30 protein-coding genes and 1 pseudogene are annotated in these 26,979 nt (G+C 64.0%); 17 read left to right on the top strand and 14 right to left on the bottom strand.

All coding sequences use genetic code 11. The annotated features are described in order from the left end of the window. Positions 1–13: 13 nt before the first annotated feature. Entirely contained in the window at positions 14–1,897 is a 1,884-nt protein-coding gene (locus N7573_RS00990) for a PepSY-associated TM helix domain-containing protein (protein ID WP_279911796.1), read from the top strand. Between the two features lie 22 nt (positions 1,898–1,919). On the opposite strand, the gene N7573_RS00985 is transcribed toward N7573_RS00990, so the two are convergent. The 4 genes and pseudogenes from N7573_RS00985 to N7573_RS00970 all read right to left on the bottom strand — a co-directional run bounded on the left by N7573_RS00985 (position 1,920) and on the right by N7573_RS00970 (position 5,683). Beyond that, positions 1,920–2,957 carry an alpha/beta hydrolase gene (locus N7573_RS00985; protein WP_279911795.1) on the bottom strand — a complete coding sequence of 346 codons (1,038 nt, stop codon included), beginning with the start codon at positions 2,955–2,957 and terminating at the stop codon, positions 1,920–1,922. Further along, positions 2,954–3,430 carry a cupin domain-containing protein gene (locus N7573_RS00980; protein WP_168356089.1) on the bottom strand — a complete coding sequence of 159 codons (477 nt, stop codon included), beginning with the start codon at positions 3,428–3,430 and terminating at the stop codon, positions 2,954–2,956. Before N7573_RS00980 ends, N7573_RS00985 begins: the two co-directional genes overlap by 4 nt. 25 nt (positions 3,431–3,455) lie before the next feature. Further along, positions 3,456–4,442, bottom strand: a pseudogene (locus tag N7573_RS00975) (aldo/keto reductase). Between the two features lie 11 nt (positions 4,443–4,453). After that, complete coding sequence (locus tag N7573_RS00970) at positions 4,454–5,683, bottom strand: MFS transporter (RefSeq protein ID WP_279911794.1); 1,230 nt, start codon at positions 5,681–5,683, stop codon at positions 4,454–4,456. Positions 5,684–5,850: 167 nt separating this feature from the next. On the opposite strand from N7573_RS00970, the gene N7573_RS00965 reads away from it, so the two are divergent. Further along, positions 5,851–6,738, top strand: coding sequence for a LysR family transcriptional regulator (locus tag N7573_RS00965; protein ID WP_279911793.1), 888 nt, complete (start codon positions 5,851–5,853; stop codon positions 6,736–6,738). Positions 6,739–7,057: 319 nt separating this feature from the next. Beyond that, complete coding sequence (locus N7573_RS00960) at positions 7,058–7,291, top strand: hypothetical protein (protein WP_049422290.1); 234 nt, start codon at positions 7,058–7,060, stop codon at positions 7,289–7,291. Positions 7,292–7,315: 24 nt separating this feature from the next. On the opposite strand, the gene N7573_RS00955 is transcribed toward N7573_RS00960, so the two are convergent. The 3 genes from N7573_RS00955 to N7573_RS00945 all read right to left on the bottom strand — a co-directional run bounded on the left by N7573_RS00955 (position 7,316) and on the right by N7573_RS00945 (position 8,797). Further along, positions 7,316–7,867, bottom strand: a complete 552-nt coding sequence (locus N7573_RS00955) for a cysteine hydrolase (protein ID WP_279911792.1) — start codon at positions 7,865–7,867, stop codon at positions 7,316–7,318. Positions 7,868–7,870: 3 nt separating this feature from the next. Next, on the bottom strand, positions 7,871–8,509 hold the full coding sequence (locus N7573_RS00950) for a DUF6766 family protein (protein WP_071228258.1): 639 nt from the start codon (positions 8,507–8,509) through the stop codon (positions 7,871–7,873). Positions 8,510–8,608: 99 nt separating this feature from the next. Then, positions 8,609–8,797: a hypothetical protein gene (locus tag N7573_RS00945; RefSeq protein WP_080355380.1), complete on the bottom strand. Its 189-nt coding sequence runs from the start codon at positions 8,795–8,797 to the stop codon at positions 8,609–8,611. 149 nt (positions 8,798–8,946) lie between these two features. On the opposite strand from N7573_RS00945, the gene N7573_RS00940 reads away from it, so the two are divergent. The 7 genes from N7573_RS00940 (at position 8,947) to N7573_RS00910 (ending at position 14,276) form a co-directional block, all read left to right on the top strand. Continuing rightward, complete coding sequence (locus N7573_RS00940; protein ID WP_049463407.1) at positions 8,947–10,110, top strand: zinc-dependent alcohol dehydrogenase; 1,164 nt, start codon at positions 8,947–8,949, stop codon at positions 10,108–10,110. 10 nt (positions 10,111–10,120) lie between these two features. Next, positions 10,121–10,627 carry a hypothetical protein gene (locus tag N7573_RS00935; RefSeq protein WP_279911791.1) on the top strand — a complete coding sequence of 169 codons (507 nt, stop codon included), beginning with the start codon at positions 10,121–10,123 and terminating at the stop codon, positions 10,625–10,627. Positions 10,628–10,729: 102 nt separating this feature from the next. Next, the gene (locus tag N7573_RS00930) at positions 10,730–11,671 is read left to right on the top strand and encodes an acyl-CoA dehydrogenase (protein WP_279911790.1); all 942 of its coding nucleotides are present in this window, start codon (positions 10,730–10,732) and stop codon (positions 11,669–11,671) included. Then, positions 11,659–12,417 carry a PIG-L family deacetylase gene (locus N7573_RS00925; RefSeq protein WP_279911789.1) on the top strand — a complete coding sequence of 253 codons (759 nt, stop codon included), beginning with the start codon at positions 11,659–11,661 and terminating at the stop codon, positions 12,415–12,417. Before N7573_RS00930 ends, N7573_RS00925 begins: the two co-directional genes overlap by 13 nt. Next, on the top strand, positions 12,414–13,001 hold the full coding sequence (locus tag N7573_RS00920; RefSeq protein ID WP_180844272.1) for an SAM-dependent methyltransferase: 588 nt from the start codon (positions 12,414–12,416) through the stop codon (positions 12,999–13,001). Before N7573_RS00925 ends, N7573_RS00920 begins: the two co-directional genes overlap by 4 nt. Then, positions 12,998–13,690 (top strand): glycosyltransferase, encoded by a 693-nt coding sequence (locus N7573_RS00915; RefSeq protein WP_049463401.1) that lies wholly within the window; start codon positions 12,998–13,000, stop codon positions 13,688–13,690. Before N7573_RS00920 ends, N7573_RS00915 begins: the two co-directional genes overlap by 4 nt. Positions 13,691–13,847: 157 nt before the next feature. Then, positions 13,848–14,276, top strand: coding sequence for a BLUF domain-containing protein (locus N7573_RS00910; protein ID WP_049463400.1), 429 nt, complete (start codon positions 13,848–13,850; stop codon positions 14,274–14,276). Between the two features lie 112 nt (positions 14,277–14,388). On the opposite strand, the gene N7573_RS00905 is transcribed toward N7573_RS00910, so the two are convergent. Beyond that, positions 14,389–14,781: a response regulator gene (locus tag N7573_RS00905; protein WP_049463399.1), complete on the bottom strand. Its 393-nt coding sequence runs from the start codon at positions 14,779–14,781 to the stop codon at positions 14,389–14,391. Positions 14,782–14,985: 204 nt separating this feature from the next. On the opposite strand from N7573_RS00905, the gene N7573_RS00900 reads away from it, so the two are divergent. The 4 genes from N7573_RS00900 to N7573_RS00885 all read left to right on the top strand — a co-directional run bounded on the left by N7573_RS00900 (position 14,986) and on the right by N7573_RS00885 (position 17,514). After that, positions 14,986–15,324: a hypothetical protein gene (locus tag N7573_RS00900; protein WP_053091051.1), complete on the top strand. Its 339-nt coding sequence runs from the start codon at positions 14,986–14,988 to the stop codon at positions 15,322–15,324. Between the two features lie 237 nt (positions 15,325–15,561). Then, on the top strand, positions 15,562–16,029 hold the full coding sequence (locus N7573_RS00895) for a BLUF domain-containing protein (protein ID WP_134950744.1): 468 nt from the start codon (positions 15,562–15,564) through the stop codon (positions 16,027–16,029). Then, a complete protein-coding gene (locus tag N7573_RS00890; RefSeq protein WP_279911787.1) occupies positions 16,026–16,787 on the top strand; it encodes a DUF72 domain-containing protein in 762 nt (253 codons plus the stop codon). The genes N7573_RS00895 and N7573_RS00890 overlap by 4 nt, the downstream gene beginning before the upstream one ends. Next, positions 16,780–17,514 carry a DNA-formamidopyrimidine glycosylase family protein gene (locus tag N7573_RS00885; RefSeq protein ID WP_279911786.1) on the top strand — a complete coding sequence of 245 codons (735 nt, stop codon included), beginning with the start codon at positions 16,780–16,782 and terminating at the stop codon, positions 17,512–17,514. Before N7573_RS00890 ends, N7573_RS00885 begins: the two co-directional genes overlap by 8 nt. Before the next feature lie 39 nt (positions 17,515–17,553). Here N7573_RS00885 and N7573_RS00880 read toward each other — a convergent pair whose 3' ends face one another. From N7573_RS00880 to N7573_RS00865, 4 genes are all read right to left on the bottom strand, one after another. Beyond that, positions 17,554–18,051: a DUF892 family protein gene (locus N7573_RS00880; protein WP_049463394.1), complete on the bottom strand. Its 498-nt coding sequence runs from the start codon at positions 18,049–18,051 to the stop codon at positions 17,554–17,556. A 313-nt stretch (positions 18,052–18,364) separates the two neighbouring features. Continuing rightward, on the bottom strand, positions 18,365–18,787 hold the full coding sequence (locus tag N7573_RS00875) for a low affinity iron permease family protein (RefSeq protein ID WP_279911785.1): 423 nt from the start codon (positions 18,785–18,787) through the stop codon (positions 18,365–18,367). Next, positions 18,784–19,038 carry a hypothetical protein gene (locus tag N7573_RS00870; RefSeq protein ID WP_279911784.1) on the bottom strand — a complete coding sequence of 85 codons (255 nt, stop codon included), beginning with the start codon at positions 19,036–19,038 and terminating at the stop codon, positions 18,784–18,786. The genes N7573_RS00875 and N7573_RS00870 overlap by 4 nt, the downstream gene beginning before the upstream one ends. Before the next feature lie 125 nt (positions 19,039–19,163). Continuing rightward, the gene (locus N7573_RS00865) at positions 19,164–19,445 is read right to left on the bottom strand and encodes a hypothetical protein (RefSeq protein WP_279911862.1); all 282 of its coding nucleotides are present in this window, start codon (positions 19,443–19,445) and stop codon (positions 19,164–19,166) included. Positions 19,446–19,622: 177 nt separating this feature from the next. Here N7573_RS00865 and N7573_RS00860 point away from each other — a divergent pair, with 177 nt between their 5' ends. Next, positions 19,623–22,271, top strand: a complete 2,649-nt coding sequence (locus N7573_RS00860; RefSeq protein WP_279911783.1) for an excinuclease ABC subunit UvrA — start codon at positions 19,623–19,625, stop codon at positions 22,269–22,271. A gap of 72 nt (positions 22,272–22,343) precedes the next feature. On the opposite strand, the gene N7573_RS00855 is transcribed toward N7573_RS00860, so the two are convergent. Next, a complete protein-coding gene (locus tag N7573_RS00855; RefSeq protein ID WP_279911782.1) occupies positions 22,344–23,825 on the bottom strand; it encodes a S1 family peptidase in 1,482 nt (493 codons plus the stop codon). Between the two features lie 851 nt (positions 23,826–24,676). Continuing rightward, positions 24,677–25,630: an alpha/beta hydrolase gene (locus N7573_RS00850; protein WP_279911781.1), complete on the bottom strand. Its 954-nt coding sequence runs from the start codon at positions 25,628–25,630 to the stop codon at positions 24,677–24,679. A gap of 169 nt (positions 25,631–25,799) precedes the next feature. Here N7573_RS00850 and N7573_RS00845 point away from each other — a divergent pair, with 169 nt between their 5' ends. Next, complete coding sequence (locus N7573_RS00845) at positions 25,800–26,369, top strand: TetR family transcriptional regulator (protein ID WP_279911861.1); 570 nt, start codon at positions 25,800–25,802, stop codon at positions 26,367–26,369. Between the two features lie 61 nt (positions 26,370–26,430). Continuing rightward, entirely contained in the window at positions 26,431–26,907 is a 477-nt protein-coding gene (locus N7573_RS00840) for a nuclear transport factor 2 family protein (RefSeq protein ID WP_279911780.1), read from the top strand. The last annotated feature ends 72 nt before the right edge of the window (positions 26,908–26,979 follow it).

Here is a 26,979-nt window from a genome sequence, read left to right as displayed (position 1 = left end):
CCACGGGGCAGGCATGAAAGCGGGTTTCCGGCAGAGCATGTCGTGGCTGCACACCTGGTGCGGCCTCACCTGTGGCTGGTTGTTGTGCGCGATTTTCCTGACCGGCACGCTCAGCGTGTTCCGTGAGCCGATCACGCGATGGATGGAGGCCGGCCCCGTGCCGGCCTCCTCGCCGGCGCTGGACACCGCAACGCAGGCGGTGCGTGCGCAGCACTGGCTGGCCGCCAACGCCGCCGATGCCCGGGCATGGCAGATCCGTTGGCCTGCGCAGCACGGCTGGCCCCTGGAGCTGTCATGGGAGGATGGCGACGGCACTGCGCACGAACGCTGGGTGGATGCCGGCGCCGGCATGCCACAGCCTCCACCTCGTCTTCGGGAAACCGAAGGCGGGCGCCACTTCATGTCCTTCCATTACACCCTGCACGGCGGCATGGCCGGCTACTGGCTGGTCGGCTGGATCACGGCCTGCATGCTGCTGGCGCTGGTGTCCGGCGTGGTGGTGCATAAACGCATCTTCAAGGACTTCTTCACCTTCCGCCCGGGCAAGGGACAGCGCAGTTGGCTGGATGCGCACAACCTGAGTGCCGTGCTGACCCTGCCGTTCCTGTTCATGATCGGCTACACCGGGCTGACCTTCTTCTACAGCAGCTATCTGCCGTGGCCGGTGCATGCGGCCTATGGCGATGCCGATGACGCCTATGCGCGCTACGAAGCCGAGCTGGCGCCTGTGCAGCCAGCTCCGCCAGGCATCCTGGTATCCACCGCGCAACTGCCGGACCTGCAGCAACTGCTGGCACGCGCGCACGCCATCAGCGGGCAGCCACCGGCACTGATCGTGATCCAGGCGCCCGGCACCGTGCACAGCGTGGTGGAGGTGATCGGTCGCAAGCCCGTGGGGCGCGCAGACAGGCATCTGCTGACCGAGGCCAGCCGGGCGGCGTTCGATGCTGCCAGCGGCGCGCTGCTGCAACAGCATGGTGCACATCCGCATGTCATTGGCGCCGTACAGGTGCACGAAACCATCGAAGCACTGCACAAGGCCGATTTCGGCGGCTGGCCGATGAAGTGGCTGTACTTCATCAGCGGCCTGCTGGGCACAGCGATGATCGCCATCGGCACGCTGCTGTTCTCCATCAAGCGGCGCAAGCGCAGCGAGCATGAGTTCGGCGCGGCCACGGCGGGCATCTACCGCTGCGTGGAAGCCTTCAACGTGGCATCGCTGGCCGGGGTGGCGCTGGCAAGCATCGTCTACCTGCATGGCAATCGGTTGCTGCCATTGGGAATGAGCGATCGCAGCGCATGGGAAATACGCATTTTTCTTGCTGCCTGCGCTGCCTCGGTGCTGCACGCGCTGTGGCGCCCACCGCGCCTGGCCTGGATCGAGCAGTTGTGGCTGGCTGCAGCACTGTGCCTGGCGCTGCCGCTGGTGAATCTGGCAACCACCGGGCAGGGGCTGCTGATGTATCTGCAGCGGGGCGCGTGGCAGCAGGCCGGCGTGGAGCTGGTCGCACTGGCATTCGGGTTGATGCTGGCAAGAATAGCCCTGATGCTGCAGCGCCGCTGGCCCCGGGCACCGGAGGCGGCGCGTACGGCCAAGCCTCCGGCCGGGCGAGAAGCGGCCTATCGCTGGCAGGTGGCGAGCCGTGTGCTGGCCGCCTCGCTGGGCGGCTACGTGTTCACCGCCGTTACCGCTGCGGCACTGGCGTTGTTGCTGCCCGCGCTGGTGGGGGTAAGGACGTCCGTTTCGGTCCTGGCCAGTTCACTGCTGGGGTTCGTGCTGTTCATTGCCGTTGCTGCGGGCGTCTTCAGTGCCCGCAGTGTTGGGAGGGTGTGGCTGAGTCTGGCGGCGGGGAGTGCCCTGATGGGGTTGCTGGTGGCGATGCTGCGGACGGGGTGAGGCCAGGGGGGGCGTTGGCCTGTCACATGCTTCCGTCCAGGCTCTTCCGGAAGAACGCCCCCAGCGCTGCAAACGGAATCAGATCGGTGCGGTCGTACAGATCCACATGGCCTGCACCCTTCACCCACAGCAGTTCCTTCGGTTGTCCCGCCAGCCGGTAGGCCTCCTCACTGAATTCCTTTGAATGCGCCTGATCACCCGCAATGAACAACATCGGACGCGGGGAGATGGTCTCGATGTCGTTGAACGGATAGAAGTTCATGAACTTCACGTTGCTGGTCAGCGTCGGGTGGGTGGTGAGCTGCGGTGATGAACCAGTCGGCGTGAACTCGCCGCGCGAAGTGCGGTAGAAATCGTAGAACTCGCGCTGGATCGGATGAGTATCTGCCTCAAGCCTATGCACCGTGCCGGAGGTGTACTGTGCGGCGCCGCCCTCGGCTTCGACCCAACGCTGGCGCGCGGCAGCAGCAATCACGGCCTTGCGCTGCTTGACGCTCTGCGAGCGGTTGAGGGCACTGCGGTTCGCAGCGCCCATGTCGTACATGCTGACGGTAGCAATGGCTTTCATGCGCGGGTCGATCTTGGCCGCACTGATCACGAAACTGCCACTGCCGCAGATGCCAAGCACGCCGATCCGTTCGCGATCCACCTGTGGCTGCGTGCCCAGGTAATCGACGGCTGCACTGAAGGCCTCGGCATAGATGTCCGGCGCAACTGCATTGCGGGGCTCGCCCGCACTTTCACCCCAGAATGACTGGTCGATAGCCAGGGTCACGAAGCCTTGTTCAGCCAGCTTCTGTGCGTAGAGATCCGCACTCTGCTCCTTCACTGCGCCCATGGGATGGCCCACGATGATCGCGGGCAATGCTTGCCCAGGCCTGTGGTTCTTCGGTACGTACAGATTGCCGACGATCTGCATGTGGTACTGGTTGTTGAAGTGCACTTTTTCGCTGATGAGCTGGGTGCTTCGATAGAAGTTGTCGGCGTCGCGGGTCATGTCCTGTCCAATTGCAGTGAAGGGGATGGTCGCGAGGACCAGAGAAAGCAGCAGCGTCTTCATTCGCTCATCTCCGAATACTCTTCGTCGCTTACTTTCTCCAGCCACGTCACCGGGCTGCCATCCACCGCCTCGGCAATCGCGATGTGGGTCATCGCCACTGCGGCACTTGCGCCATGCCAATGCTTCACGCCCGGGGCGATCCACACGGTGTCGCCCGGACGAATCTGCTGGCGTGGCTGACCCCACTGCTGCACCCAGCCCACGCCTGCGGTCACGATGAGGGTCTGGCCCAGCGGGTGGGTGTGCCAGGCTGTGCGTGCGCCGGGCTCAAAGGTGACCGTCGCACCGCCTACGCGGGCCGGCGCAGGGCGTTGGAAGCCGCCGTCGATGCGCACGTTGCCGGTGAAGTAGTCAGCGGGGCCCGCCACGGACGATGCGCTGCCAGCAGGCGTTATGCTCAGATCGTCGCTGGCCGGGCCGCCGCCGGTGGCAGGCGCAGCCATGGATATCAATGTGCCGAGAAGCATGGACATGGGGAGTACTCCAGGAGTTGGGGGATTACCAGGCGTAGGCATTGGGCGCCTCGCCACCGGGGCCAGGCCAGATCGCATCCAGCCGAGCCAATGACTCACCCGAGAGCTTCAGGGCAGGGGCCTTCAGGTTCTGCAAAAGCTGGTCCACCGTGCGCGGCCCGCTCAACGCGGTGGTCACCACCGGGTTGTGCAGCAGCCACGCCAGCGCCACGTCGGCGGTCGCCTCACCCAGTTCATCGCAGAACGCTTCATACGCTTCCAGCTACGGGCGCAGCTGTTCGATACGCTGCAGGAGCTGCGGGGTAGCGCGTCGGCCATTGGTGACCTTCTTCAGCACGCCGCCCAGCAGGCCCATGCCGATCGGGCTCCAGGGGATCAGGCCGAGCCCGTGGTAGCGCAGTGCCGGGATCACTTCCAGCTCCACCGTGCGCTGGGTCAGGTTGTACAGGCTCTGCTCGGCCACCAGGCCAAAGGTGTGCCGCGCGGTGGCCACGCCCTGTGCGGTGGCGATGTCCCAGCCGGCAAAGTTGCTGCTGCCCACGTAGGTGATCTTGCCTTCGCGGATCAGCTGTTCCATGGCCTGCCAGATTTCTTCCCATGGCGTGGCCCGGTCCACATGGTGCATCTGGTACAGATCGATGTGGTCGGTCTGCAGTCGGCGCAGGCTGGCCTCGCAGGCGCGGCGGATGTGGTACGCCGACAACCGGCGATCATTCGGGCCCAGCCCCATCGGCTGGTACACCTTGGTCGCCAGTACCAGACCATCACGCTTGCCACTGCGCTTGAGCCAGCGCCCAATGATCTCTTCGGAGAGGCCGAAGCCCTGCGCCATGCCCGGCGACTGCGGTCCGCCGTAGACGTCGGCGCTGTCGAAGAAGTTGATGCCGGCATCCACGGCGGCATCCATGATGGCGAAGCTGGTCGGCTCGTCGGCAAGCTCGCCGAAGTTCATGGTGCCAAGACCCAGCCGGCTGATCTTCAGGCCCGATCGGCCCAGACAGGTGTAGTGCATGGGGGACTCCTTCAGGTATGGACAGGCAGGCGATGGTGCTGCGCCGAGCGCGCAGCGATGCAGGACGTGACCACCGAGCCCAACAGCAGGACAGCGCTGAACCAGAACGTGGCGCGGTAGCCCTGGTGGTCCAGCAGCAGGCCGCCCACGGTCGCACCGACGGCGATGGGCATCTGCACCACGGCTACCATCAGGCCGCCACCGGCCTCGCCGTCATCGGGCAGGGTGCGGGCCAGCCACGACCACCAGGCCACGGGCGCCGACGTGCCAAGCAGGCCCCACAGGGCGAACAACACCGCCACCCTCGGCAGCGTGTTGCCGAGCAGGATCATGCACACCGCCACCACGGCCATCAGTGCGGGCAGCAGCACCAGTGTGCGGAAGAGTGCCTTGTGCACGAAGGGCTCGATCAACAACGTGCCGGCCAGGCCCGCAGCACCCATCAACAGCAGCAACAGCGACAACGTCGAAGGTGATACGTGCAGCGTGCCTTCCACGAACGGGCGCAGGTAGGTGAACAGCGAGAACTGGCCCATGAAGAACAGGCTCACGCCCGCCATGCCCCACGCCACCGGCGGGCGCTTCAACAGCGCGAACACATTCCAGGAAGCGCGCCCGGCGGTCGCCTTCATCGATGGCAGCGCGGCGATCTTCCACAGCAGGGCCACCACAGCCACCGGCACCAGCGAGAAGAACGCACCGCGCCAACCGATGATGGCGCCGAAGTAACTGCCCATCGGCGCCGCAATGACCGTGGCAAGCGCGTTGCCGCCGTTGACGATGGCCAGTGCGCGGGGCACCTGGTGCGAAGGAACCAGGCGCATGGCGGTGGCGGCCGACATGGCCCAGAAGCCACCGATGGCCACGCCGATCAGCGCACGGCCCAGCATGAACATCGGGAAGCTGGGCGCCAGTGCCGCCAGCGTTCCCGAGAGGATCATTGCGGTAGTGAGGCCCAGCAGCAGCCATTTGCGGTCCAGCTGTCCGGCCAGTGGCGAGACCAGCAGGCTGGTGACCAGGGCGAACCCGCCGGACACCGCGATGGCCTGTCCGGCCTGGCCTTCACTGACCCGCAGGTCCGTGGCGATGGGCGTCAGCAGGCTGACCGGCATGAATTCGGAAGCGACCAGCGCGAAGGCGCCGAGTGACAGGGCCAGCACGGCACCCCATTCCCTGGGAGATGCCGAGCGGACAGGCGCGGCCGTGCTCGCCCCGGTCGGGGGGAGATTGAGTGAACTCATGAAGGTTTCCAGGCCCAGAAGGGCGATGACGGCGGAAAGCTCCGGCTGCCGGAGCTCCCGTGGTGGGGGAGGGGCCAGTCTGGACCACGCGCGGGTGTTTGATTAGATAATCAATTGCGAATGGCTCAATTAGTTGTGCTAATTAATTCCTGTGACACACTGCACGCATGGCACGACGCAACTTCAATGATCTGCTGGCTTTCGTGACCGTAGCGCGGGAGGGCAGCTTTACCCGCGCGGCGGGCGTGCTGGGGGTTACCCAGTCCGCACTGAGCCAGGCCATCAAGACCCTGGAAGAGAGTCTCGGCATCCGGCTGCTGACCCGCACGACGCGCAGCGTTTCGCCGACCACGGCAGGCGAGCGCCTGCTGCAGTCGATCGGCAACCACTTCGACGACATCGAAATGGAGCTCGAAGCCCTTACTGCATTGAGGGACACGCCAGCCGGGCAGGTCAGGATCACCAGCGGCGACCACGTACTGCGCACGGTGCTGCTGCCCAAGCTGATGCCGCTGCTGCACCGCTATCCGGACATCCGCATCGAGTTCGACGTCAGCTATGCACTGCGTGACATCGTTGCCGACCGCTTCGACGCCGGTGTTCGCCTTGGCGAATCCATCGACAAGGACATGGTCGCCCTGCCCATCGGCCCACGCCTGCGCATGGCCACCGCAGGGACGCCGGGCTACTTCGCTGCGTACGGAATGCCGAAGGTGCCGGGCGATCTGACTGGTCACCGGTGCATCAACATCCGTCTTCCCAGCAGCGGTGGACTGTATGTGTGGGAGTACGAGAAGAAGGGTCGCGAGATCAATGTGCGCGTGGATGGCCCGCTGGTGTTCAGCACGTCACCGCACATGGTCGATGCCGCGCTTGACGGCCTGGGCCTGGTGCATCTGCCCGTTGATGAGCTGGCCCCCCATCTGGAAAGCGGCCGCCTGGTGCGGGTACTGGAGGACTGGTGCCCGCTGTTCCCCGGCTATCATCTGTATTACCCGAGCAGGCGGCAGCCTTCCCCGGCGTTCAGCCTGGTGCTGGAGGCATTGCGGGTCTAGGTCGATGTTGCCTCGATGACCGTCCGGCATCACAGCCGCGATGGGCTCACTGGAACAGGATCGCCGCCCTGCAGCCGGCCCTCGCGTGCGGGTTCTTCGCTACCGATCCGGAAACGTGCCGCATCCCAACCGATGCAGAACACGGCAAGAGTTTGACCAGGCGGAACGCACGCCTGGACAGCCCACCCGTCAACTGGGCGGGGCACGTTCTAGAGTACCTTGCAATGCGTATTCTGGACCTTCTGGACACACTGCGTTCACGGTCACCGACACCCGCGCTCACCACACTGCACCTTCCTTACGCACGAAGAGGTGCCACATGGCCACCTGTGATGTATGCGGCAACAACTACGACAAGAGTTTCACCCTGCAGCAGGGCGGACGCAGCGGAACCTTCGATTCGTTCGAGTGCGCGATCCATGCATTCGCGCCGCGCTGTGCACATTGCGACTGCGCGGTGATCGGGCATGGCGTTGAAGGAAAGGGCCAGATCTTCTGCTGTGCACATTGCGCCGGTCATGCCGGTGTACAGGGTGTAGCGGACCGGGCCTGAACTGCCTCGATTTGATCCTGCCGATTACGCAGAAACCAGCGACGAAATTCGGACGACCCGGGCTGCGCCCGAGTCTGCCAGCACTGCCAGTGCATGCCGTTTCTGCGAGGGCATCGCCGCCACAGCTTCCAATGCCACCACGACCTCGAACTCCCTGGCGTTGGCGTCCAGCGCCGTGGCCAGGACACACGAGTCGGCCGTCATGCCAGTGAGGCAAAGACGGCGTACTCCCAGCTTGGCCAGCAGAATCGGCAAGGGACTGGCGAGGAACGCCGAGTGCTTGGGCTTGAGCACGAAATAGTGGCCGGGCAGGGGGGAGAGGGTTGTGGCAATTCGGGCAGCCGTCCCCCCGTCCCTCTGGCACTGCTCCACTTGCTGGCGGAAGTCCCGCTTCCAATCTGAGAAGTTGTCATTGGCATAGATGACTGGCCACCCTTGGTCATCGAAGTGGTCTCTCAGGCGGCGGATCTGCCGGGCCGCGTTCTCTGCCGCTGGCGCCAGCGCGTCTGCACCTGGGAAGTCGAAACGACTGAACATGTCGATGATCAGCAGGGCGGTAGAAGGGCGGCGTGCCATGCCTCAATCTCCTGTCTGCGCATGCGGCGCTTCGACCGGCTTGGACTGTGGCGAATCCTTCTGGCGCAGGAAGATGGTCAGCACAACCAGAGACAGCACGGCCAGAAACTCACTTTGCCAGTTCTGCATCGATTCGAACCAGAACGTGCTGCTGGCCAGGTGCTCGAGAAAGCCCGGCACTGGCAAGCCCTGCAGCCGCTGCTCGGCCTGCTCGGCTCGCCAGCTTCCCAATGCGTGCAGCGTAAAGCTGGCCAGGAACAACAGGCCGAAGGCGATGGCAAGCGAATGGCCATAGATGATTTTCCATGCGCCACCACGCCTCACGGGCCAGGGCGTGGGCCCCGGCTCGACGCGATTCTGTTCCTGCGCAGGGTCCAAGGGCCGCGATTCGGCCGAACCGCGCTGGCGAAGGCTCACTGTCAGAAGGACATACATCCCCATCTGCAGGAATTCGCTCTCCCAGTTCTCGAATGTGGCGCTGACGAAATGCCCGGTTGCCAGGTAGTGCCAGAGATCGATCGGCGTGCGTCCGTGCTGCAGCAGCTCCTGGTTGTGCACGTGATGTCCCGCAATTGCCTGCCCACCAATGAATACAACGGTGAGCACAAGCAGCACCAGCGAGAGACCGTTGCGCTTCCACATGCAACACCTCGTTCAGGCTGTTTCAATGGCCATGATGAAGCTTGCGCCGCCAGCGGGCCATGAGCTGTGAATCCGGCGCATCCAGTATGTGAGGCGGTCTCAACGTTTCCCTGTTGGATCGGGATCAGGACGCTCGTAGTCCTCGGGTACAGCCTTGGGCCCATCGCCATCGTCGGGCATGTCGTGCTCCTTCCATCTGGCTCGATCATTGCGCCGCTTGTCCGGCGTATGTGCCTTCGACTGATCATCGACGTCCGTGGTCGGATTGAAGGGAAGCTTGTCGGTCATGGGTCGCTCCTGCAGCAGGAGGTTGAAGCTTGCGGCCAGTGCGGTTAACGCGGTGACGTCGCGAAATGAACACCATGCACACCGGGATGTCACCGCAGGGGGGAGGGGGGTGTTGCGATGCTGGAACCCCCTCTTGCTGGAGAACCGCGATGCAGGCATTGACCTACCACGGCCGCAAGGATGTACGCGTCGAGACCGTGCCGGACCCGGTACTGGCGGCTGATGACGATCTGATCCTGCGTGTTACCGCTACCGCCATCTGCGGCTCGGACCTGCATCTGTATCGGGGCAAGATTCCGGATCTGCACGATGGCGATGTTCTCGGCCACGAATTCATGGGCATCGTGGAAGAGGTCGGCAGCGGCGTTACTCAGGTAAAGCCGGGGGATCGGGTGGTGATTCCCTTCGTGATCGCCTGTGGTGAGTGCTTCCACTGTCGGCTGGCCGAGTATGCCGCTTGCGAAACCACCAATACCGGCAAGGGCGCGGCGCTGAATCAGAAGGGCCTTCTGCCGCCGGCCGCGCTGTTCGGATACAGCCATCTGTACGGTGGGGTTGCCGGTGGCCAAGCGGAGTTCGTGCGCGTGCCCAAGGCGAATGTGGGCCCGCTACGTATTCCGGAAGGCGTGGCCGACGAGCAGGTCCTGTTCCTGTCTGACATCCTGCCCACCGGCTACCAGGCCGCGCTGAACGCAGGGGTGAAGCCGGGCTCAACGGTGGCCATCTTCGGTGCGGGCCCGGTCGGGCTGATGAGCGCGGCCTGCTGCCGCCTGCTGGGGGCCGAGACCATCTTCATGATCGATCATCTTCGGTACCGCCTTGATTATGCGCGCCGGGCCTACGGGGTGACCCCCATCGATTTCAACGAGATCGAAGACCCGGCCGATTTCATTCTTGCCCACACCAGCGGGCGGGGCGTGGATGCCTGCATCGAGGCGGTAGGTTTCGAGGCCGAGGGCAGTGCGCTGGAGTCCGCATTGACCGCTGTAAAGCTGGAAGGCAGCAGCGGCGTGGCGATCCGGCAATGTATTGCAGCTGCACGCCGCGGCGGGGTGGTCAGCATCCCAGGGGTCTACGCCGGCTTCATCCATGGCTTCCTGCTGGGTGACGCGTTCGACAAGGGGCTGACGTTCAAGATGGGGCAGACCCATGTGCAGGGACTGATGCCGGAACTGCTCGACGCAATCATGGAAGGAAAGCTGGACCCGGGCGACATCATCTCGCACAGGATGCGACTGGCCGATGCGGCGCAGGGCTACGCGATGTTTGACGCCAAGGACGACGACTGCCGCAAGATCGTATTGACACCCTGAGCATGCCGCCATGAGCGCGATCGTCATGGCATGTGTCTATGCGCTCTGGTTGGCCGCCGGTTGGCTCGACTTCCATTTCCACCGGCGTACCGACCTGCCGCACACCTCTGCGTTGCGGGAAAGCGCATTGCACGGGCTGCAGCTACTGCTGATTGGTAGTGGCGTGCTGGCATGGCTCCTGCTGGAGAATACCCGGTCACTCGTCGCGCTCCTGGCGCTTCTGGTGATCGCACACGCGATCACCGGCTATTTCGACACCGTCAGCGCGGACGGCCGCCGGCGTATCAGTCCAGCGGAGCAGCACGTGCACAGCGTGCTCGATGCCGCGCCCTGGGTCCTGCTGGGCTGGGTCGGCTGGCACGCGCAGCCGCGGTGGTCGCTGAGCGTGGATCCTGCGGCGCTTGAGGCCTGGTGGCTCGTGCTGTCGCCGGCGCTGGTACTGGTGGTGCTGCCATGGCTGTGGGAATTGCAGCAGTGCCTGCGCGTGAGGCAGCAACGGCGTGGGACAGGTGCGTGAGGATCACTGCGCGGGGCATTCATGTGCCCGCCACACCTCCAAGACAGTGATGTGACCGCCTGCCGCCTACGTTCATGACATATCTTCATTGCAGAAGCCCTCATGCAGGATGCGACGCCGCCATCATCGTTGATCAACCGCGCCCGCCAGGTGCTCGTCCAGCAGCCTGAACTGCCATTACCGGGATGCGGGCAGACACTGGATCGTTGGAGGGCGCTTGCGGCGTTGGGGGGCGAAGATCTCTGCCTGGCCAAGGTGCTGGAGGCGCACCACGACGCGCAGGCGATCATGGCCGAGTTGAAGGCACCGTTGGCTGCTGAAGGCCAACTGTGGGCTGTGTGGGCGGCAGAAGGCCCGGCGAGCACACTTCGCATCGACGCCGAGGGCAGACTGCGCGGGGACAAGCCTTGGTGCTCGGGCAGCGCCTGGGTGGATGCCGCATTGGTCACGGTTCGCAGTGCTCAGGGGGTGTGGCTGTGCCAGGTCGCAGCGGAGCACTGGGGTACGCTGTCGGGTGAGCCATGGCCCGCCGTCGGCATGGCCGGGATTCCGTCCACCACCGTGCGCTTTGATGCCGCGCCAATGGTGATATTGGGGGCTCGCGATGACTATCTGCAACGACCGGGCTTCTGGCATGGAGGCGCGGGTATGGCGGCGGTATGGTTTGGCGCAGCGGTCGCGTTGGCCGAACGCATGCGATCAGCCTGCACCGAGGGAAATCGTGCACGTCTACTGGGTGAAGTGGACCTCGCGTTGGCGCCGGCCGCGGCGCTGCTTCGCGAGCTGGCAGCACGCATCGATGCCGAGCCCGAATCGGCGCATCGCGAGGACGTGGTGCGGATTCGTTGCGTGATCGAGCGGGCGGCTACGCGCGTGCTGGATCTGGCGGGTCGGGCCCTGGGCCCGGCGCCCATGTGCCTGGAAGACGCCCATGCCCACCGCTGCGCGGACCTGACCGTGTTCCTTCGCCAGAACCACGCCGACCGCGATTGGGAGTGGCTGGGTGGGCAGCGGGCGGCCCAGGAGGCGACATGGGCGCTGTAGCCAAAGCACCGCTGCAAGGCGAAGGAACGCAGGAACAGGCGTGGCTGCGCTGCAATTGGCTCTGGCAGCAGCCGATTACGCCGGCAAGCGCGCTGTGCACCGGGCATGACCGCCTGGTGGTGGTCGCGCCGCACCCGGACGACGAGATCCTCGGCTGTGGCGGACTGCTCCATCACGCAGTGGGGCAAGGCATGGAGGTGAGCGTCGTTGCAGTGACGGACGGCGAAGCATGCTATCCGGGCGAGCCGTGGTGGACGCCAGCGCGCTTGCGGTCGGCACGGCGGGCGGAGCTTGCCGCGGCACTGGGCGAACTCGGCATCCCGGCCGCTTCCATATTTCACCTGGGTATCGCCGACGGCGCGGTCAGCACGCACGAACAGGGCCTGGAAGGCTGGCTGCAACAGCAACTGCAGCCCCGCGATCTGGTCCTGGCGCCATGGCGGTTTGATGGCCACCCTGACCATGAAGCGGCAGGGCGTGCTGCCTGCCACGCCGCCCGGGCGGTGGGGTGCCGCCGTCTGGAGTACCCGGTCTGGGGATGGCACTGGCTGGATCCGGCCTGTGCACATATGGCGTGGGAGGTGCCCAGACTGGTCGACATTTCAGCAGTAGCGGCCGCGAAACGAAACGCGATCGCGCATTTCCGGACGCAGACGGGCGACGTGCCGGGGTTGAACAGCCCTCCGGTGCTGCCCGCGCATGTACTGACCCGATTCTTCCGAAACTACGAGGTTTTCCTGGCATGAGCGCGCAACCGTACTTCGATGACCTGCATGAGCAGGAGGACCCGTTCGGCTACCGAAGCCGATGGTATGAAGAACGCAAGCGTGCACTGCTGCTGGCAAGCCTGAGCCAGCGCCATTTCATTCGCGGGTGGGAGCTGGGTTGTTCCAATGGCGTGCTGACCGAGGCCCTGGCCGCCCGCTGCGAGCGCCTTCTGGCAACCGACATCAGCCCGCGTGCTGCGTTCCAGGCGCGCCGCAACCTGGCCCACCTGCCGCACGTGCAGGTCCACTGCGCCAGCCATCCCGAGCAATGGCCGCCGGGCCGCTTCGATCTGATCGTCTGCGGCGAAATGGGCTACTACCTGGGAGCCGGCGCGCTGCGCGAGCTGCGCACCGGTATCGGGGAAGCGCTTCGTGATGATGGACTGCTGGTGGCCTGCCATTGGCTGCCCTCGTTCCCGGGGCGCGCGAGCCGCACCGAGGTCGTGCATCGATGCCTGGGTGAAGGCCTGCAGGAGGCCTTCCACTATCGCGACGCGGACTTCGTACTGCAGGGGTGGACGCGCGGCGCGCTGTCGTTGGCCCGTCTGGAGGGCCTGCGGTGATAGGCGTGCTGGTTCCGGCCCACAACGAGGCAGCCAGCATGGAGCGGTGCCTGCAGTCGATCAGGAGGGCGGCCCTGAATCCCGGGCTGGGTGGCGAAGCGGTGGAGGTGATTGTTGCGCTGGACGATTGTTCGGACGCCACGGAATCCATCTGCGCCCAGCAACGGGTTGATACGCTGCGGTTGGATGCACGCTGCGTCGGCATCGCCCGAGCCGCCGCCGCCGCCGAGCTGCTGGGCCGGGGTGCAAGATGGCTGGCGAGCACGGACGCGGACAGCGAGGTACCTCCTGAGTGGCTGGTCGCACAGCTTGAGGGACGCCGGGACGTCTTCTGCGGGCTGGTGGACATCGCAACGAACTGCAGCGCCGAGGAGCGCCTGCGCAAGGCGTTCCGGAGGCGGCAGCAATGGGGGGACGATCATGGGCGTATCCACGGTGCGAACCTGGGTGTTTCCGCCCAGGCCTATCGTGCGGCAGGCGGCTTTTCGCCGCTGCACTGCGGGGAGGACGTCCAGCTGGTGAGGACATTGCAGCGTCTCGGCGCTGATGTGCGGTGGGCGGGTGCCCCGCTCGTCATGACCAGTGCCCGCCTGGCAGGGCGCGCGACAGGCGGGTTTTCAGCCTATCTGGCGGAGATGGGCGGGTTGGGCGCCGCCCCGGCGGCAGGCCAGCCGATCCTGTTGGCTTGAAAATCAGCTGCTTCGGCGCGCCATGGCGGGATGCAACGGAAATGCTGTTAAAAACCCCGGTTCGCCGGGCGATATGTGACCAATTCACGTTTGGCGTTTACGGTCTCTCAACGACACCGGCCTTAGATTGAGCGACCGGGAGAGCAGGAGCGCCACCATGCCGAACAGAGCCATCGTCTATGTCAGCGAAGCCGTCGCTGGATTCACGTCCGCGCGCTTGGAAGCACTGATGGAAGATGCGGCCCGCTTCAACCGATCAGCGGGTGTGACCGGCGTGCTTCTATTCGACGGCCGGCACTTCCTGCAATACATGGAGGGCCCCGCCGATGGGCTGGATGTGGCCTTCTCCCGCGTCAGTGGCGCCGGCAGTCACACCGACCTGATGGAGCTTGCTCGCGGGCGTGTCGGGCAACGGCGGTTGCCGTTCTGGCCAATGCGCTGCCTGCCAGTCAGTGCGGATGAGCTGCGGATGATCGCCCTTGCTGACTGGACCAGTTTCATCCAGCGGGCGGCGACGAACCAGGCGGGAGCTACCGCGATGGAAAAGCTCCTCTCGATCGTCGAACCCTATGCTAAAGCGGCCTGACTGGTCGACGCGTTGTTGTAGGCCGACCCTCCCGAATTTCGCAGGGCGGCGCAGGGCAAGTGAAACGGGTTTTCCCTTGCTGACACCCCACTGAGTTGACTGCGACGCAGGATCAGTGCGTGGTCAAGGGCGTGCAGGCATCGCCCATCACGCGTTGGACGGCCTGCTGCAACTGGGCGATGTGGAAAGGTTTGGCCACGAAGGCCGCGCTTCGGTGGCGCTGCGGCACCAGTTGGTCATAGACCGCAGACACAAACAGGAACGGGATGCCAAGCTCGGCCAAGCGATCGGCAACCGGAAAGACCACGCCGTCACGAAGCTCCACATCCAGCACGGCGCCATCGAACGTCTGCTTCTCCAACAGCCCCATCGCATCAAACACGCTATACGCATGGGTTACCTGGCCCCCTCCGTCTTCGAGCGCCTGCTCCATCAGTGCGGCCAGATCGAACTGATCTTCCACCAGCAGCAGGTTGCACCTGCGCCAGCTCATATCGGGTTGCATGCGCGCATGCCTGTATTGCATCGGGAACTGCAGTGTGTGCTGTGCTGCATCAACGCTGCGCGTGTGGAATGTCAGCCCGGTGCGAAGCTGGGAAGGTGCCGCCAATGCTGTCGAGGTGGCGTGGAAAGAGCGCGGCGTTCCTTGACGGCATTTTGGCAGCGGCCATGGATTATTGCCGCCATCTTCGACACTGGAGCTTCTGCCATGCATCGACCTGGAACCGATCCCGCTTCGCCACGCGTGCTGCGTGTCGAGAGCATGTCCCTGGACTGCGGTGGCACCGCCGTTGTTGTAGAGCTTGACCGCACACCCGAACGGGTGTGGATGAAGTCGCTGAAGCGAGCCGTTCAGGCCAACACCGCCCTGGAGGGGGCGCAGGCCAAGTTCGATGGCCGTTTTGTGTATTTCGTGGGCATGGAGGAGAGTGGGAATCGCGTCCAGCATCACGTGATGCAGGCGCTGATTTCGGCGGAACCGGGCCGCGACCCGGCCAGGCCCAAGGGTTTCCCGGGCGCAGCACTCTCCAGCTCGATGACCGCCTGAGTGCGACCTGGGCCGATACGGCATTCCGCCTTGATTGCCACTGTCAGCCCATGCCGGCCGCCCTCGCGGCTGAAGCCCGCCATGTGCTGGCACGCGTGCGCACATCTGAAGCGCACGTTGCGTGTAGACGCGATGCGCAGCGGCCACGCCACAGCTCGACGCAACCTCCACACCGGTCTCACCGCGCGTACGATGCGCGTCGCTAAGGTAGGGCTGTCTGCAACAACCGGTGGTGTCATGCCTCTTCGCGCAATTGCCTATGTAAGTGAAGCGTCCGACAGCCTGACTGCGGAACGACTGCAGCAGCTTGTGATGGACGCGGTGCTATTCAATGAATCCGCCGATGTCACCGGTACGCTGTTATTTGATGGCAGCCGCTTCCTGCAGTACCTCGAAGGCCCCGAAGCGGGGATCAGCAGCGCGTACAAGCGGATCCTGGCAGCCGGCAGCCACAGTGGCGTGGTCGAACTCAACCGGGGGAGGGTGGGCCGGCGGCAGTTCCCCCATTGGCGGATGTGCTGCGTGCGGGTGGATGAACTGGCGCTGGGAAAGATTGCCATCTCCGACTGGACAGGCTTCGTGCGCAGCGCATCGGCGCTGGCTTCAGGCACCAGCGCGCTCGATCGCCTGCTGTGGGTGACGCAGTCAAATGTGGACGGCGCCGCCAGCAGCGCTCTGGAACCTGACGGCTGGGTGGCGCGGTGAACACAGCTCCGACGCCGCCTGGTCCGACACGCATTGGTTGCGCTGGCTGGTCGCTGTCCCGGTCGGCGCAGGGAGCCTTTGGGCAGGGCAATAGCCTTCTTCAACGCTATGCCACCCGCCTGCCCATGGTCGAGATCAACTCCTCGTTCTATCGTCCGCACTTGCCCAGTACCTATGCGCGGTGGGCTGCGAGCGTACCGGACCATTTCCGTTTCGCAGTGAAGATGCCGCGCTCGATCAGCCATGAACATCGGCTTCGCGATGCAATGCCGCCGCTGCAGCGGTTCCTTGATGGGGTGCTGGCACTGGGTGACAGGTTGGGTCCGCTGTTGCTCCAGTTGCCACCCAGCCTGGCATACGAACCGGCGACGGCGGAGAGCTTTCTGCAGGGTCTGCGCGAACGCGTCCAGGTCGATGTGGCCTGTGAGCCGCGCCATCCCAGTTGGTTCACTACGGAAGCGGACGCCCTGCTGAGCGACCATGGTGTTGCACGGGTTGCAGCGGACCCGGCACGGGCGCCCTCAGCCGCGATTTCCGGCGGGGACCGCTCCTGGAGCTATTGGCGCTGGCACGGCCAGCCACAGATCTATCGCAGTGCGTACTGTGAACAGACCCTGGCGGAATTTGCGCAACGGCTGCGGCGCGAAGCCGACACGCAACGATCAGTCTGGTTCGTACTGGACAATACCGCGCTGGGCCACGCCACAAGCAACGCCCTGCGCCTGCAGGCCTTGCTGCAGGAGGACGAGCATGCCTGAGGGCCCATCCATTGTCCTGCTGTGCGAGGCTGCGAGGCATTTCAAAGGGCACGTCGTCCGCGCGGTTTCAGGGAACAGCCGGATCGATCTGTCGCCACTTCAAGGACGCAGGGTGAAAGCCGTTCGAAGCTGGGGCAAGCATTTCCTGTTGGAGTTCAGCCACCAGACCCTGCGCATCCATCTGATGATGTTCGGCAGCTGGCGCATCGACGAACGGAAGCCAACCCCTGCGCGGGTGTCCCTGGGGTTCGACAATGGCGAGCTGAACTTCTATGCCTGTTCCGTAAAGCTCATTGGCGAGCCATTGGACGACGTCTATGATTCGCGCGCGGATGTGTTGAACGATGCCTGGGATCCGAAGCTGGCTCGGCGCAAGCTGAAGGCAATGCCGGACGTCCTGGTATGTGACGCGCTTCTGGACCAGACCGTCTTCGCCGGCGTCGGCAACATCATCAAGAACGAGGTGCTGTTCCGCATAGGCGTGCACCCGGCCACTCGCTTGGGCAACCTGCCGCCGCGCAAGCTCACCGCCTTGATCACGCAGGCACGCGCCTACAGCTTCGATTTCCTGGAGTGGAAGCGCCGCTTCGCGTTGAAGAAGCACTGGCAGGTACATATGCGCAGGATCTGCCCGGTCTGCGGTGGCCCGATCAGCAAGCTGTACATGGGTACCACCCGGCGGCGCACCTTCTTCTGCCCGAACGACCAGGTGCTGTACCGACCCTGAGGCCGCCTTCCATGGCGGCCGTGCTGCATTCCACGCGGCTCAGGCAGCCTGCGCGGCCTTGGCGTTGCCGCCGCCCTTGGCCAGCAGGGTGAGCTTTTCATCGGTCGCCTTCTCTTCCTCCAGCGTCTCCAGCAGCAAGGGGAGGGCATCCTTGTAGCCCAGCTGTTTGGCCAGCGCGGCGATGGTGCCGTAGGACGCAATCTCGTAATGCTCGACCTTCTGCGCGCCACCAATCAGCGCGGCATCACGCACAGGGCCCATGTCGATGCTGTCAATCACCTCCTTGCCTTCCTCTACAAGACCCTCCATCGCCGCGCACTTGATGCGCTTCAGGCGGATGCCAAGCACCTCCACCACCTGGTCGATGCGCTCGATCTGGCCCTGGGTTTCTTCCAGATGCGTTTCGAACGCCGCCGCCAGATCCGGATTCTCGGCCGCACGGGCCAGGCGTGGGAGGGCCTTGGTCAGTTGCTTCTCGGCGCTGTAGATGTCCGAGAGTTCATGGATGAACAGGTCTTCCGCCGTCTTGATAGCCATAGTGGGCTCCGCGTTGAGTGGAGCGCTCAGCGTAGGCGTCGCCCGGTTGCGCCAAAGCAGGGGCCAGGTGAAGGCTGCATGGGAACGTCAGCAGAAAGCCTGCGCGCCGTCTTCACGAAGCGGCGCCCGTCACCGTGTGTGGCTGCGTTTCGCTGCCGGCAGGCCTTCGGCATGGCTTCACGATGGCATCGCAGCTTGGGACTGCTTGCGTCCCCGGTCGATGGCCTCCGTCGGAACAGCGCTGCAAGGCCCTGCCGGGCAGCGCCTTGCACCAGGACATCCCCACGCGGGTCTGCCGCCGTCGCGGCCCCCTTCAGGCCTCGGCGGCCGCGTCCGCATCGCAAGGCATGCAATGCTCTTTCTTGAACTTGATGTCTGCAGCGGTCTTCGCCAGTGCCTCGTAACGCTGGCGTATCTCTTCAAGGTGAGCGGGCTCCATCGATTCCAGGTTCAACAGCTCCTGGTTGGCATCCTTGCTGACCCGGATCAGTTCATCCAGCTTGATGTGCAGCGCGGCCGTATCGGCGTTCTGCGTATGCTGGATCAGGAACACCATCAGGAAGGTCACGATGGTCGTCCCCGTATTCACCACCAGCTGCCACGTATCATTGAAGTGGAAGGCCGGCCCGCTGGCGGCCCAAGTGATGATCACCCCCAGCGCGGCGACGAATGCGCCCAGGCTGCCGGACAATCGTGCCGTTGCGGCCGCCACACGGGCAAAACCGCGCCCGATCACGCGTCACCTCCCGCGGCCTCCTTATCCGTGCGGCGGTCTGGCAGCGTGACCCGCTCCCCAAGGCGCTTGGCCTGCTCTTCCGGGGTTGGTGCAGCAACAAAGGGAGAGATCGGGTCACTGGCGGGGAAGGCTTCCTGCAGCGCTTCGTCATGGTTGCGGCGGTTGTGCAGCTTCGCCTGCAGTGGACTGACAGGATCGGGATTCTGCGCTTCCGGGTCCGGGTGGGGAAGGTCTTTCTGATCACGTTGCATGGTGCGGTCTCCAGGTTGGGTGCCACGGCTCAGGTGGCGCGCCCAGCATAGGAACTGCATCGTGAGCGGCCCCATCAAGGGCGGAGCAACGTGGCGTCAAGCCTTCAGGCAAAACGCGTTAACAATCAGCAGGGCGGGGGTGTTCGGGGTCGGCCACGACGGCGACAGGCCATCACCTGGCCCACCACGGCCGTCAACAGCAACATCGCATTGGTCACCACGAAGACGGTGCTGCCCAGCATCGCGCTGTACACGGTAAACAGCGCGGACGCGGTCATCTGGCCCACGAACAGCCACTTCGATACCGCCTCGGGGTTTGGCGACTGCCACTGCTTCACCATCTGCCGGATCAACGTCGCCATCAGGACCGCCGTGGCGATCCAGCCAAGTACATCGGGATGCATGATCGCCTCCTATCGTGCAGATGACTCACGCTAGCCCTTGGCCGCGCAACGGCGTAGCAAGGGGGGGTGAAGGTGGCATTCCACCTCCTGCGCCCTCACACCATTCACTCCGCAGCAGCGAGAATGGCCTACCGGGCGCGCTCATTGCGCGGCCCGCCCGCCGAATGCAGGAACGCTGAAATGTCCAACACCCCCTTTGGTGAATCGTCATGCGCTGCCGCCGCCAGCGGTTGCGTCGAGGTGCGTGGTGCACGCGAGCACAACCTCAAGAATGTCGACGTCTCCATTCCGCGCAATGCACTGGTGGTGTTCTCCGGCGTATCAGGTTCCGGCAAGTCATCGTTGGCCTTCGGTACCGTCTTCGCCGAGGCTCAGCGGCGCTACTTCGAGTCCGTTGCGCCGTATGCCAGGCGCCTGATCGACCAGGCGGGCGTGCCGGACGTGGATGCCATCGACGGGTTGCCGCCGGCAGTAGCGCTACAGCAGCAGCGCGGCGCCAGCAATGCACGTTCATCGGTGGGCAGCGTGACTACGCTGTCCAGCCTGGTGCGCATGATGTACTCGCGTGCCGGTGCGTACCCGGCCAACCAGCCCATGCTGTACGCCGAGGACTTCTCGCCCAACACGCCACAGGGTGCCTGCAGCACCTGCCATGGCCTGGGGCATGTCTACGAAGTGACCGAAGCGCTGATGGTTCCGGACCCGTCGCTGAGCATCCGCGAGCGCGCCATCGCCTCCTGGCCGCCGGCATGGCATGGCCAGAACCTGCGCGACATCCTGGTCACGCTGGGCTACGACATCGACGTGCCGTGGAAGAAGTTGCCGAAGAAGGATCGGGACTGGATCCTGTTCACCGAGGAAGCGCCCAGCGTGCCGGTCTATGCCGGTTTCACGCCCGCAGAGACCCGTGCCGCACTCAAGCGCAAGCAGGAGCCCAGCTACATGGGCACCTATACCGGCGCGCGCCGCTACGTGCTGCACACCTTTGCCAGCACCCAGAGTGCGCTGATGCGCAAGCGCGTTTCGCGCTACATGGAAGGCAGGCTGTGCCCGGCCTGCCACGGAAAACGCCTGAAGCCGGAGGCGCTCTCGGTCACCTTTGCCGGCGTGGATATCGGCGAGTTCATGCGGCTGCCGCTGGACCAGCTGGCGGCGCTGCTGGAGCCCATCGCACAAGGTGATTTCGGCGCGCACAGCAAGGGCGATCGCACCAGCAGGAGCGCGACACCCCGCGATCGCGCCCGGAGGGCCGCGAGTGGCCAGGCGACCCACGAGGGCGCTCCGGACGTGCGCCTGACCTCGGCCTTGTCCGAAGAGAAGCGCCTGGCAGCACAACGACTGGCAGGCGGAGTCATGGCGCGTGTACGCCAGCTGCGTGACCTAGGCCTGGGCTATCTCTCGTTGGATCGGGCCACGCCCACACTGTCGGCCGGCGAACTGCAGCGCCTGCGGCTGGCCACCCAGCTCAGTTCCTTGCTGTTTGGTGTGCTGTACGTGCTCGATGAGCCCTCGGCTGGCCTGCACCCCGCTGACAGCCAGGCGCTGTACGACGCGCTGGAGCGGCTTCGCGACGGCGGAAACTCGGTGTTCGTTGTTGAACATGACCTGGATTTGATGCGCCGCGCGCAGTGGCTGGTGGATGTTGGGCCAGAGGCGGGCGAGCATGGTGGCCAGGTCCTCTACAGTGGCGAGCCCGACGGCCTGCGCCAGATCCAGGATTCACGCACGGCCCTGTATCTGTTCGACCAGGTGCCGGCGCCTGCCAGCCAACAGCGTAGCGCCAACCGCTGGCTGGAACTGAAGGGCATCCACCGCCACAACCTGCAGGGCGTGGACGCACAGGTGCCGCTGGGACTGCTGACAGCCGTGACCGGCATTTCCGGCTCCGGCAAGTCCAGCCTGATGGCGCAGGCGCTGCCCGAGCTGTTGCTGCTGCGCCTCGGGCATGAGCCTGCGGACGACAACGCCGATAGCGCGCCCACCGACGGGCCAACCGTGATTGAAACGACGCGGGGCACATTGGCAGGCGATGTAAACGCGATCCAGCGGGTGGTGCAGGTCGACCAGAAGCCCATCGGCCGCACGCCACGCTCCAACCTGGCCACCTATACCGGGTTGTTCGATCACGTGCGCAAGCTGTTCGCCGCGACGCCCGCCGCGCGCCGCCGCCGTTTCGACGCGGGCCGCTTCTCGTTCAACGTGGCCAAGGGCCGGTGCGAGACCTGCGAAGGCGAGGGCTTCGTCAGTGTCGAACTGCTGTTCATGCCCAGCGTCTATGCGCCGTGCCCCACCTGCCACGGCGCCCGTTACAACGATGCCACGCTGAAAGTGCAGTGGAATGACCGCAACATCGCCGAGGTCCTGCAGATGACAGTCGACCAAGCGCATGCGTTCTTCAGCGAGGAAGAGGCCATTGCCCGGCCGCTGCAGTTGCTGCAGGAGATCGGCCTGGGCTACCTGCGGTTGGGCCAGCCGGCCACGGAACTTTCAGGCGGTGAAGCGCAACGCATCAAGCTGGCCACCGAGCTGCAGCGCAGCCAGCGCGGGCGCACGCTGTACGTGCTGGATGAGCCCACCACCGGCCTTCATGCGTCGGACGCGGACCGGCTGCTGGTGCAGCTGCAGCGGCTGGTGGACGCGGGCAATACGGTGGTGATGATCGAGCATGACATGCGCGCGGTCGCACAGGCGGACTGGGTGATTGATGTAGGCCCCGGCGCAGGCGGGGCAGGGGGCACCATCGTGGCGAAAGGGACGCCACAACAGGTGGCGCGCGCCAAAGGCAGCAGGACGGCACCGTTCCTTTCCAGGGAGCTGGCTCTTATGTAGAGCCGAGCCATGCTCGGCTGACGAAGAATCCACGCACGTGGTTCCAGCACTGCACTCATCAACAGATGCGGGCTATGGACAATCAGGGCATCCACTGCAGTGCAGGTTGTACTCAACGGGCTCGGCGGTGATTCCAGACGCATCCTTCAAGGTAATCCGCTCCCTCCAGGTCAACGGGGGAGGGGGAATGACGGGAGGCGGGTAGAGCACGATGGGGTAGAAGCAGGCCCATGTGTAGTTGAGCGGGGAGGGCATCTTGTCCGGCAACGTTTCCGTGGCGGGTTCGCAGGGCCCGCTCGGGCACACCGGGCGCTCCAGCGTCAACTCTATAGGGAACTTCGGAACTCCCTTGTACGCAACCGGAACGGAAAATGGCCTGAAATAATTTTCTGTGCGATCTGCGATGCCGGTGACTTCAAAGGCCTCCGTCAATACGGTAACGCCAAGTGCTGAAACCCGCTCGATGGGCATGTAGAACAGGTCGTTCTCAAATCCCGTGTCTTCACCGCCCCGGCCGTGAATGACGCCGACGGCCGCATTGTTCGAAAAGACCGGCCCACCGCTGTCCCCTTCGACGCTGAGAGGGCCTGGAGAAAGGTTGCGTGCACGGATGTACCTGCCTATGGCCCCATTATGATTGGACCTTGAATTCATATCCTCAATGGTCCCGCATGCGTAGTGGCCATGAATTCCACTCTTGCAGATCACATCCCCCACATGCGTCGAACTGGAGGGGAGTGTGCTGGTTATTTCGAGCGTCTGCGACGGACCATTGATCAGGGAGATTTCATTTGTCTGCGCGTGGCGCGGGCCCCTGGGCGGCTCTTTATGCCACTGGACATCGTAGTCGCCTACGTTCTGCTCGCTCTGGAAAACGAGAGGCGCGGCAATGCCCTGATAGGTCAGCGTATTGTCACAGTGACCGGCCGTGAGGACGCCAAGCTCACGATCTGCGTCGAAGACGTTGAAGCCAGTAGTGCAACTGAAGGCAGTACCGGTCAACTTATGGCCGCCGGAGATTGCGGTAGTGACAGTAAAGCCTTTCACTTGCTTGATCGCCATGAAATCGACAGCGCCCAGCAATGGCCGCAGTACGCGTCTAGCGGCCGCTTCGTCCTTCACGTAAAAGGTCACAATGGACCGCTTGATATCAACGCCCGACTCGAACCCAAGCTTCTTTGCGAGAAGCTGGGCCTCTGCCTCGGCCTGGGTCGCCAGGAGCATCTCGAGCGATTGAGCGGAAGTGCGGCCGGTAAATACAGGATCCTGCGTGTACTTTGCCAAGGTCTCTTTCGGCCTCTTCGTGAACAGCACTACGATCTTGAATTCTGGCTCATGTTCAACGTACAAGCCACCAAACGTATCCGGCTCAGATGCCTGGATCCGGGCTTCCAGCGCTGCCGCAGAGATCGATTTCATCGACCTGTATTTTGCTTCGGCCTCAGATACATTGAACGTTCGCGAGTAGGTGTGTGCCGTGGGGTTGCCAGTTATCGGCTGGCCGTGCAGGGAGAATGCGAACGCACCGAGGGCGGACAATGTCAGGGCACGCATGGATAGCTTCGTGCGCAGACTAATCATGCTCCTTTGCCTGACGCATCAAGTGAATCGTCATGAGTGGGCCAGTACAGGCATCCGGAATGGACGCAGCAAGACTCGAACGGAGCGATTCACCTCCATGCCCCCCTCCGAATGATGCGGCGATTCCGAATTCCATTATTTCCCCCGATCGTTCATCCTGCACGCCTACGGGAACGCCCCCCTTCATGGCCAGCGAGTAATCGTGAGGCCATGCTGCAAGATATGCCGTGCCACCTGGATCCACGAAGTAGACACAGCCGTTGATTGGCCTCAACACCCCCCTGAGTAGCCCGGTTGCCAGGACCGCCCCCTGCTCAGGTGAGAGTCTGACAAGCACAAGTGATCGGCCCTCTTTGGCGCCAACCGGCATGATCGCGGCGATGCAGGAGGCAATCATCAGATAAAGGAGAGCCGCAAGCTTTGCTGAAGACCTGCCAGATACCGTGCACATCCCTACCTCCATGTCACAGCTGATTGTTGGCCCGCCCGGAATCCACTCGCATTTTCAACAATTACGTTGCAGCGAGATTGAAGGTATTGACTTTCTCCGGACTTAACCGTGACCACCTTCACGAACGCGTATTTTCAGATTACCTGCTCGCTCCGTGTAAAGCCGAGTTATCTTGCGAACGAGGGGCAGAGGATTACTGCCAGGTGCCGAGGTTCTGGCATGCCCATTTCCACGCCCTTGCAGCCGGGCCCGGATGAAATTCTGCACCGCCCGAATCCACGCATGGACGGCGCCGACCGGGAACGGACACGCGGCGGGGCAGAAACACTCTGATGTGAGACGGGCTCCGGCACGATGCCGGAGCCCCGGTTACTCACTTCTCCTGCAGGAAGCTCAGCAGATCCTGGTTGACCTTGTCCTTATGGGTGTCGGTCAGGCCGTGCGGCGCGCCCGGGTAAACAATCAGCCTGGCGCCCTTGATCAGCTTCGCTGACTGGCGGCCGGAGATGTCGATCGGCACGATCTGATCGTCATCACCGTGAATCACCAGCGTCGGCACATCGAACTTCTTCAGGTCGGCGCGGAAGTCGGTAGCCGAGAACGCGGCGATCGAATCGTAGGTGTTCTTGTGGCCACCCTGCATGCCCTGCGCCCACCAGGCATCGATCAGGCCCTGCGACACCTTTGCACCCGGGCGATTGAAGCCGTAGAACGGCCCGGACGGGATGTCCTTGTACAGCTGTGCGCGGTTGTCCATCTGCGCCTTGCGGATGCCATCGAACACTTCCATCGGCAGACCATTGGGGTTATCGGCGGTCTTCAGCATCAACGGCGGCACCGAGCTGATCAGCACCGCCTTCTTCACCCGGCCGGTGCCATGACGGCCGATGTAGCGCGCCACTTCACCGCCGCCGGTGGAGAAGCCCACCAGGGTGACATCGTGCAGGTCCAGCGTGTTGATCACCGTGGCCAGGTCATCGGCGTAGTGATCCATGTCGTTGCCCTCCCAGGGCTGGCTGGAACGGCCGTGGCCACGACGGTCATGCGCGATGACGCGGTAGCCGTGGTTGGCCAGGAAGATCATCTGCGATTCCCAGCTGTCCGAGTTCAGCGGCCAGCCGTGGCTGAAGGTGACGACCGGACCATCCTTCGGGCCCCAATCCTTGTAGTAGAGCTGCACGCCATCGGTGGTGGTGATGTAGCTGGCGGTGCGCGCGATGCTGGTGATTGCAGCCGGCTTGGCCGGTTCGGCGGCCTGCGCGGACAGGCCGGCCTGGACCGAGAGGGCGAGGGCGGCAACGGCCAGGGTACGGGCAAAGGTGTTCATGCGAGGCGTCTCATGGGTGGGTGGTGAGACGTACTTTGCGACCGAAATCAGGCGCCTGGATGATGACATGTACGAATTTCTTGATAGATCGTCCTGCGCGAGCTTGCCCGCGCGAGAGGTCGCCGCGCCACCCGTTGACAGGGTAGAACGATCGTTCTACCTTGGCGTCGTGAACACAACTACCTCCGATACTCAGCAGAAGATCCTGGCCACGGCCGAGGCGCTGATCTACCAGAACGGAATCCACGCCACCGGCATGGACCTGCTGGTGAAGACCTCCGGCGTTGCCCGGAAGAGCATCTACCGTCATTTCGAAAACAAGGACCAGGTGGCCGCTGCGGCACTGAACGCGCGCGACGTGCGCTGGCTCACCTGGTTCCAGCAGGAGTGCGACAAGGCCGACACCCCGGAAGCACGCATCCTCGGCATGTTCACCGTGCTCAAGGGCTGGTTCCAGTCCGAGGGTTATCGCGGCTGTGCCTTCATCAACACCGCAGGCGAGGTTGGCGATCCCGACGATCCGATTCGCCACATCGCCAGACATCACAAGCAGAAGCTGCTGGATTACACGCTGGAACTCACCACGCAACTGGATATCAAGCAGCCCGCTGCATTGGCGCGGCAGCTTCTGGTTCTCATGGAAGGCGCCATCACCGTCTCGCGCGTGATGGGCGACTACACCGCCGCAGATACCGCAAGGGATGTTGCAAAGGTGTTGTTGGAGCAGGCCAGGCGCTGACGCCTCAGTGATCAAAACCCGTCGAAGCACCCCGTTCATCCACTTGATTGGAGGCCCCACCGTGTCCATTGAAGCACCCCGTCCGCCACTTCCCCCGTTCACCCGTGAATCGGCCATCGAGAAGGTTCGTCTTGCCGAAGATGGCTGGAACTCCCGCGATGCTGACAGGGTTTCGCTGGCCTATTCGCTGGACACCCAGTGGCGCAACCGTGCCGAGTTCACCCATGGCCGCGAGGAGGCCCGGCAGTTCCTGGCCCGCAAGTGGAACAAGGAGCTTGAGTACCGGCTGATCAAGGAGCTGTGGGCCTTCACCGACAACCGTATTGCCGTGCGCTACGCCTATGAGTGGCATGACGACTCCGGCAACTGGTTTCGCTCCTATGGAAACGAGAACTGGGAGTTCGGCGCCGATGGCCTGATGCAGCGCCGCTTTTCGTGCATCAACGACATGCCGATCAAGGAAAGCGACCGCAGGTTCCACTGGCCGCTGGGGCGTCGCCCGGATGATCATCCCGGGCTGTCTGATCTGGGTATGTGATTCGCATTGCTTCCCGGAATGCAACATCACGTCCCCCTCCACGGGCCTACCGCAGCAACGGTGTGCTGCCTA

The sequence above is a fragment of the Stenotrophomonas sp. GD04054 genome, assembly GCF_029836955.1.
GTDB classification, from domain to species: domain Bacteria; phylum Pseudomonadota; class Gammaproteobacteria; order Xanthomonadales; family Xanthomonadaceae; genus Stenotrophomonas; species Stenotrophomonas maltophilia_A.
This window is presented reverse-complemented; position numbering and strand designations above follow the sequence as displayed.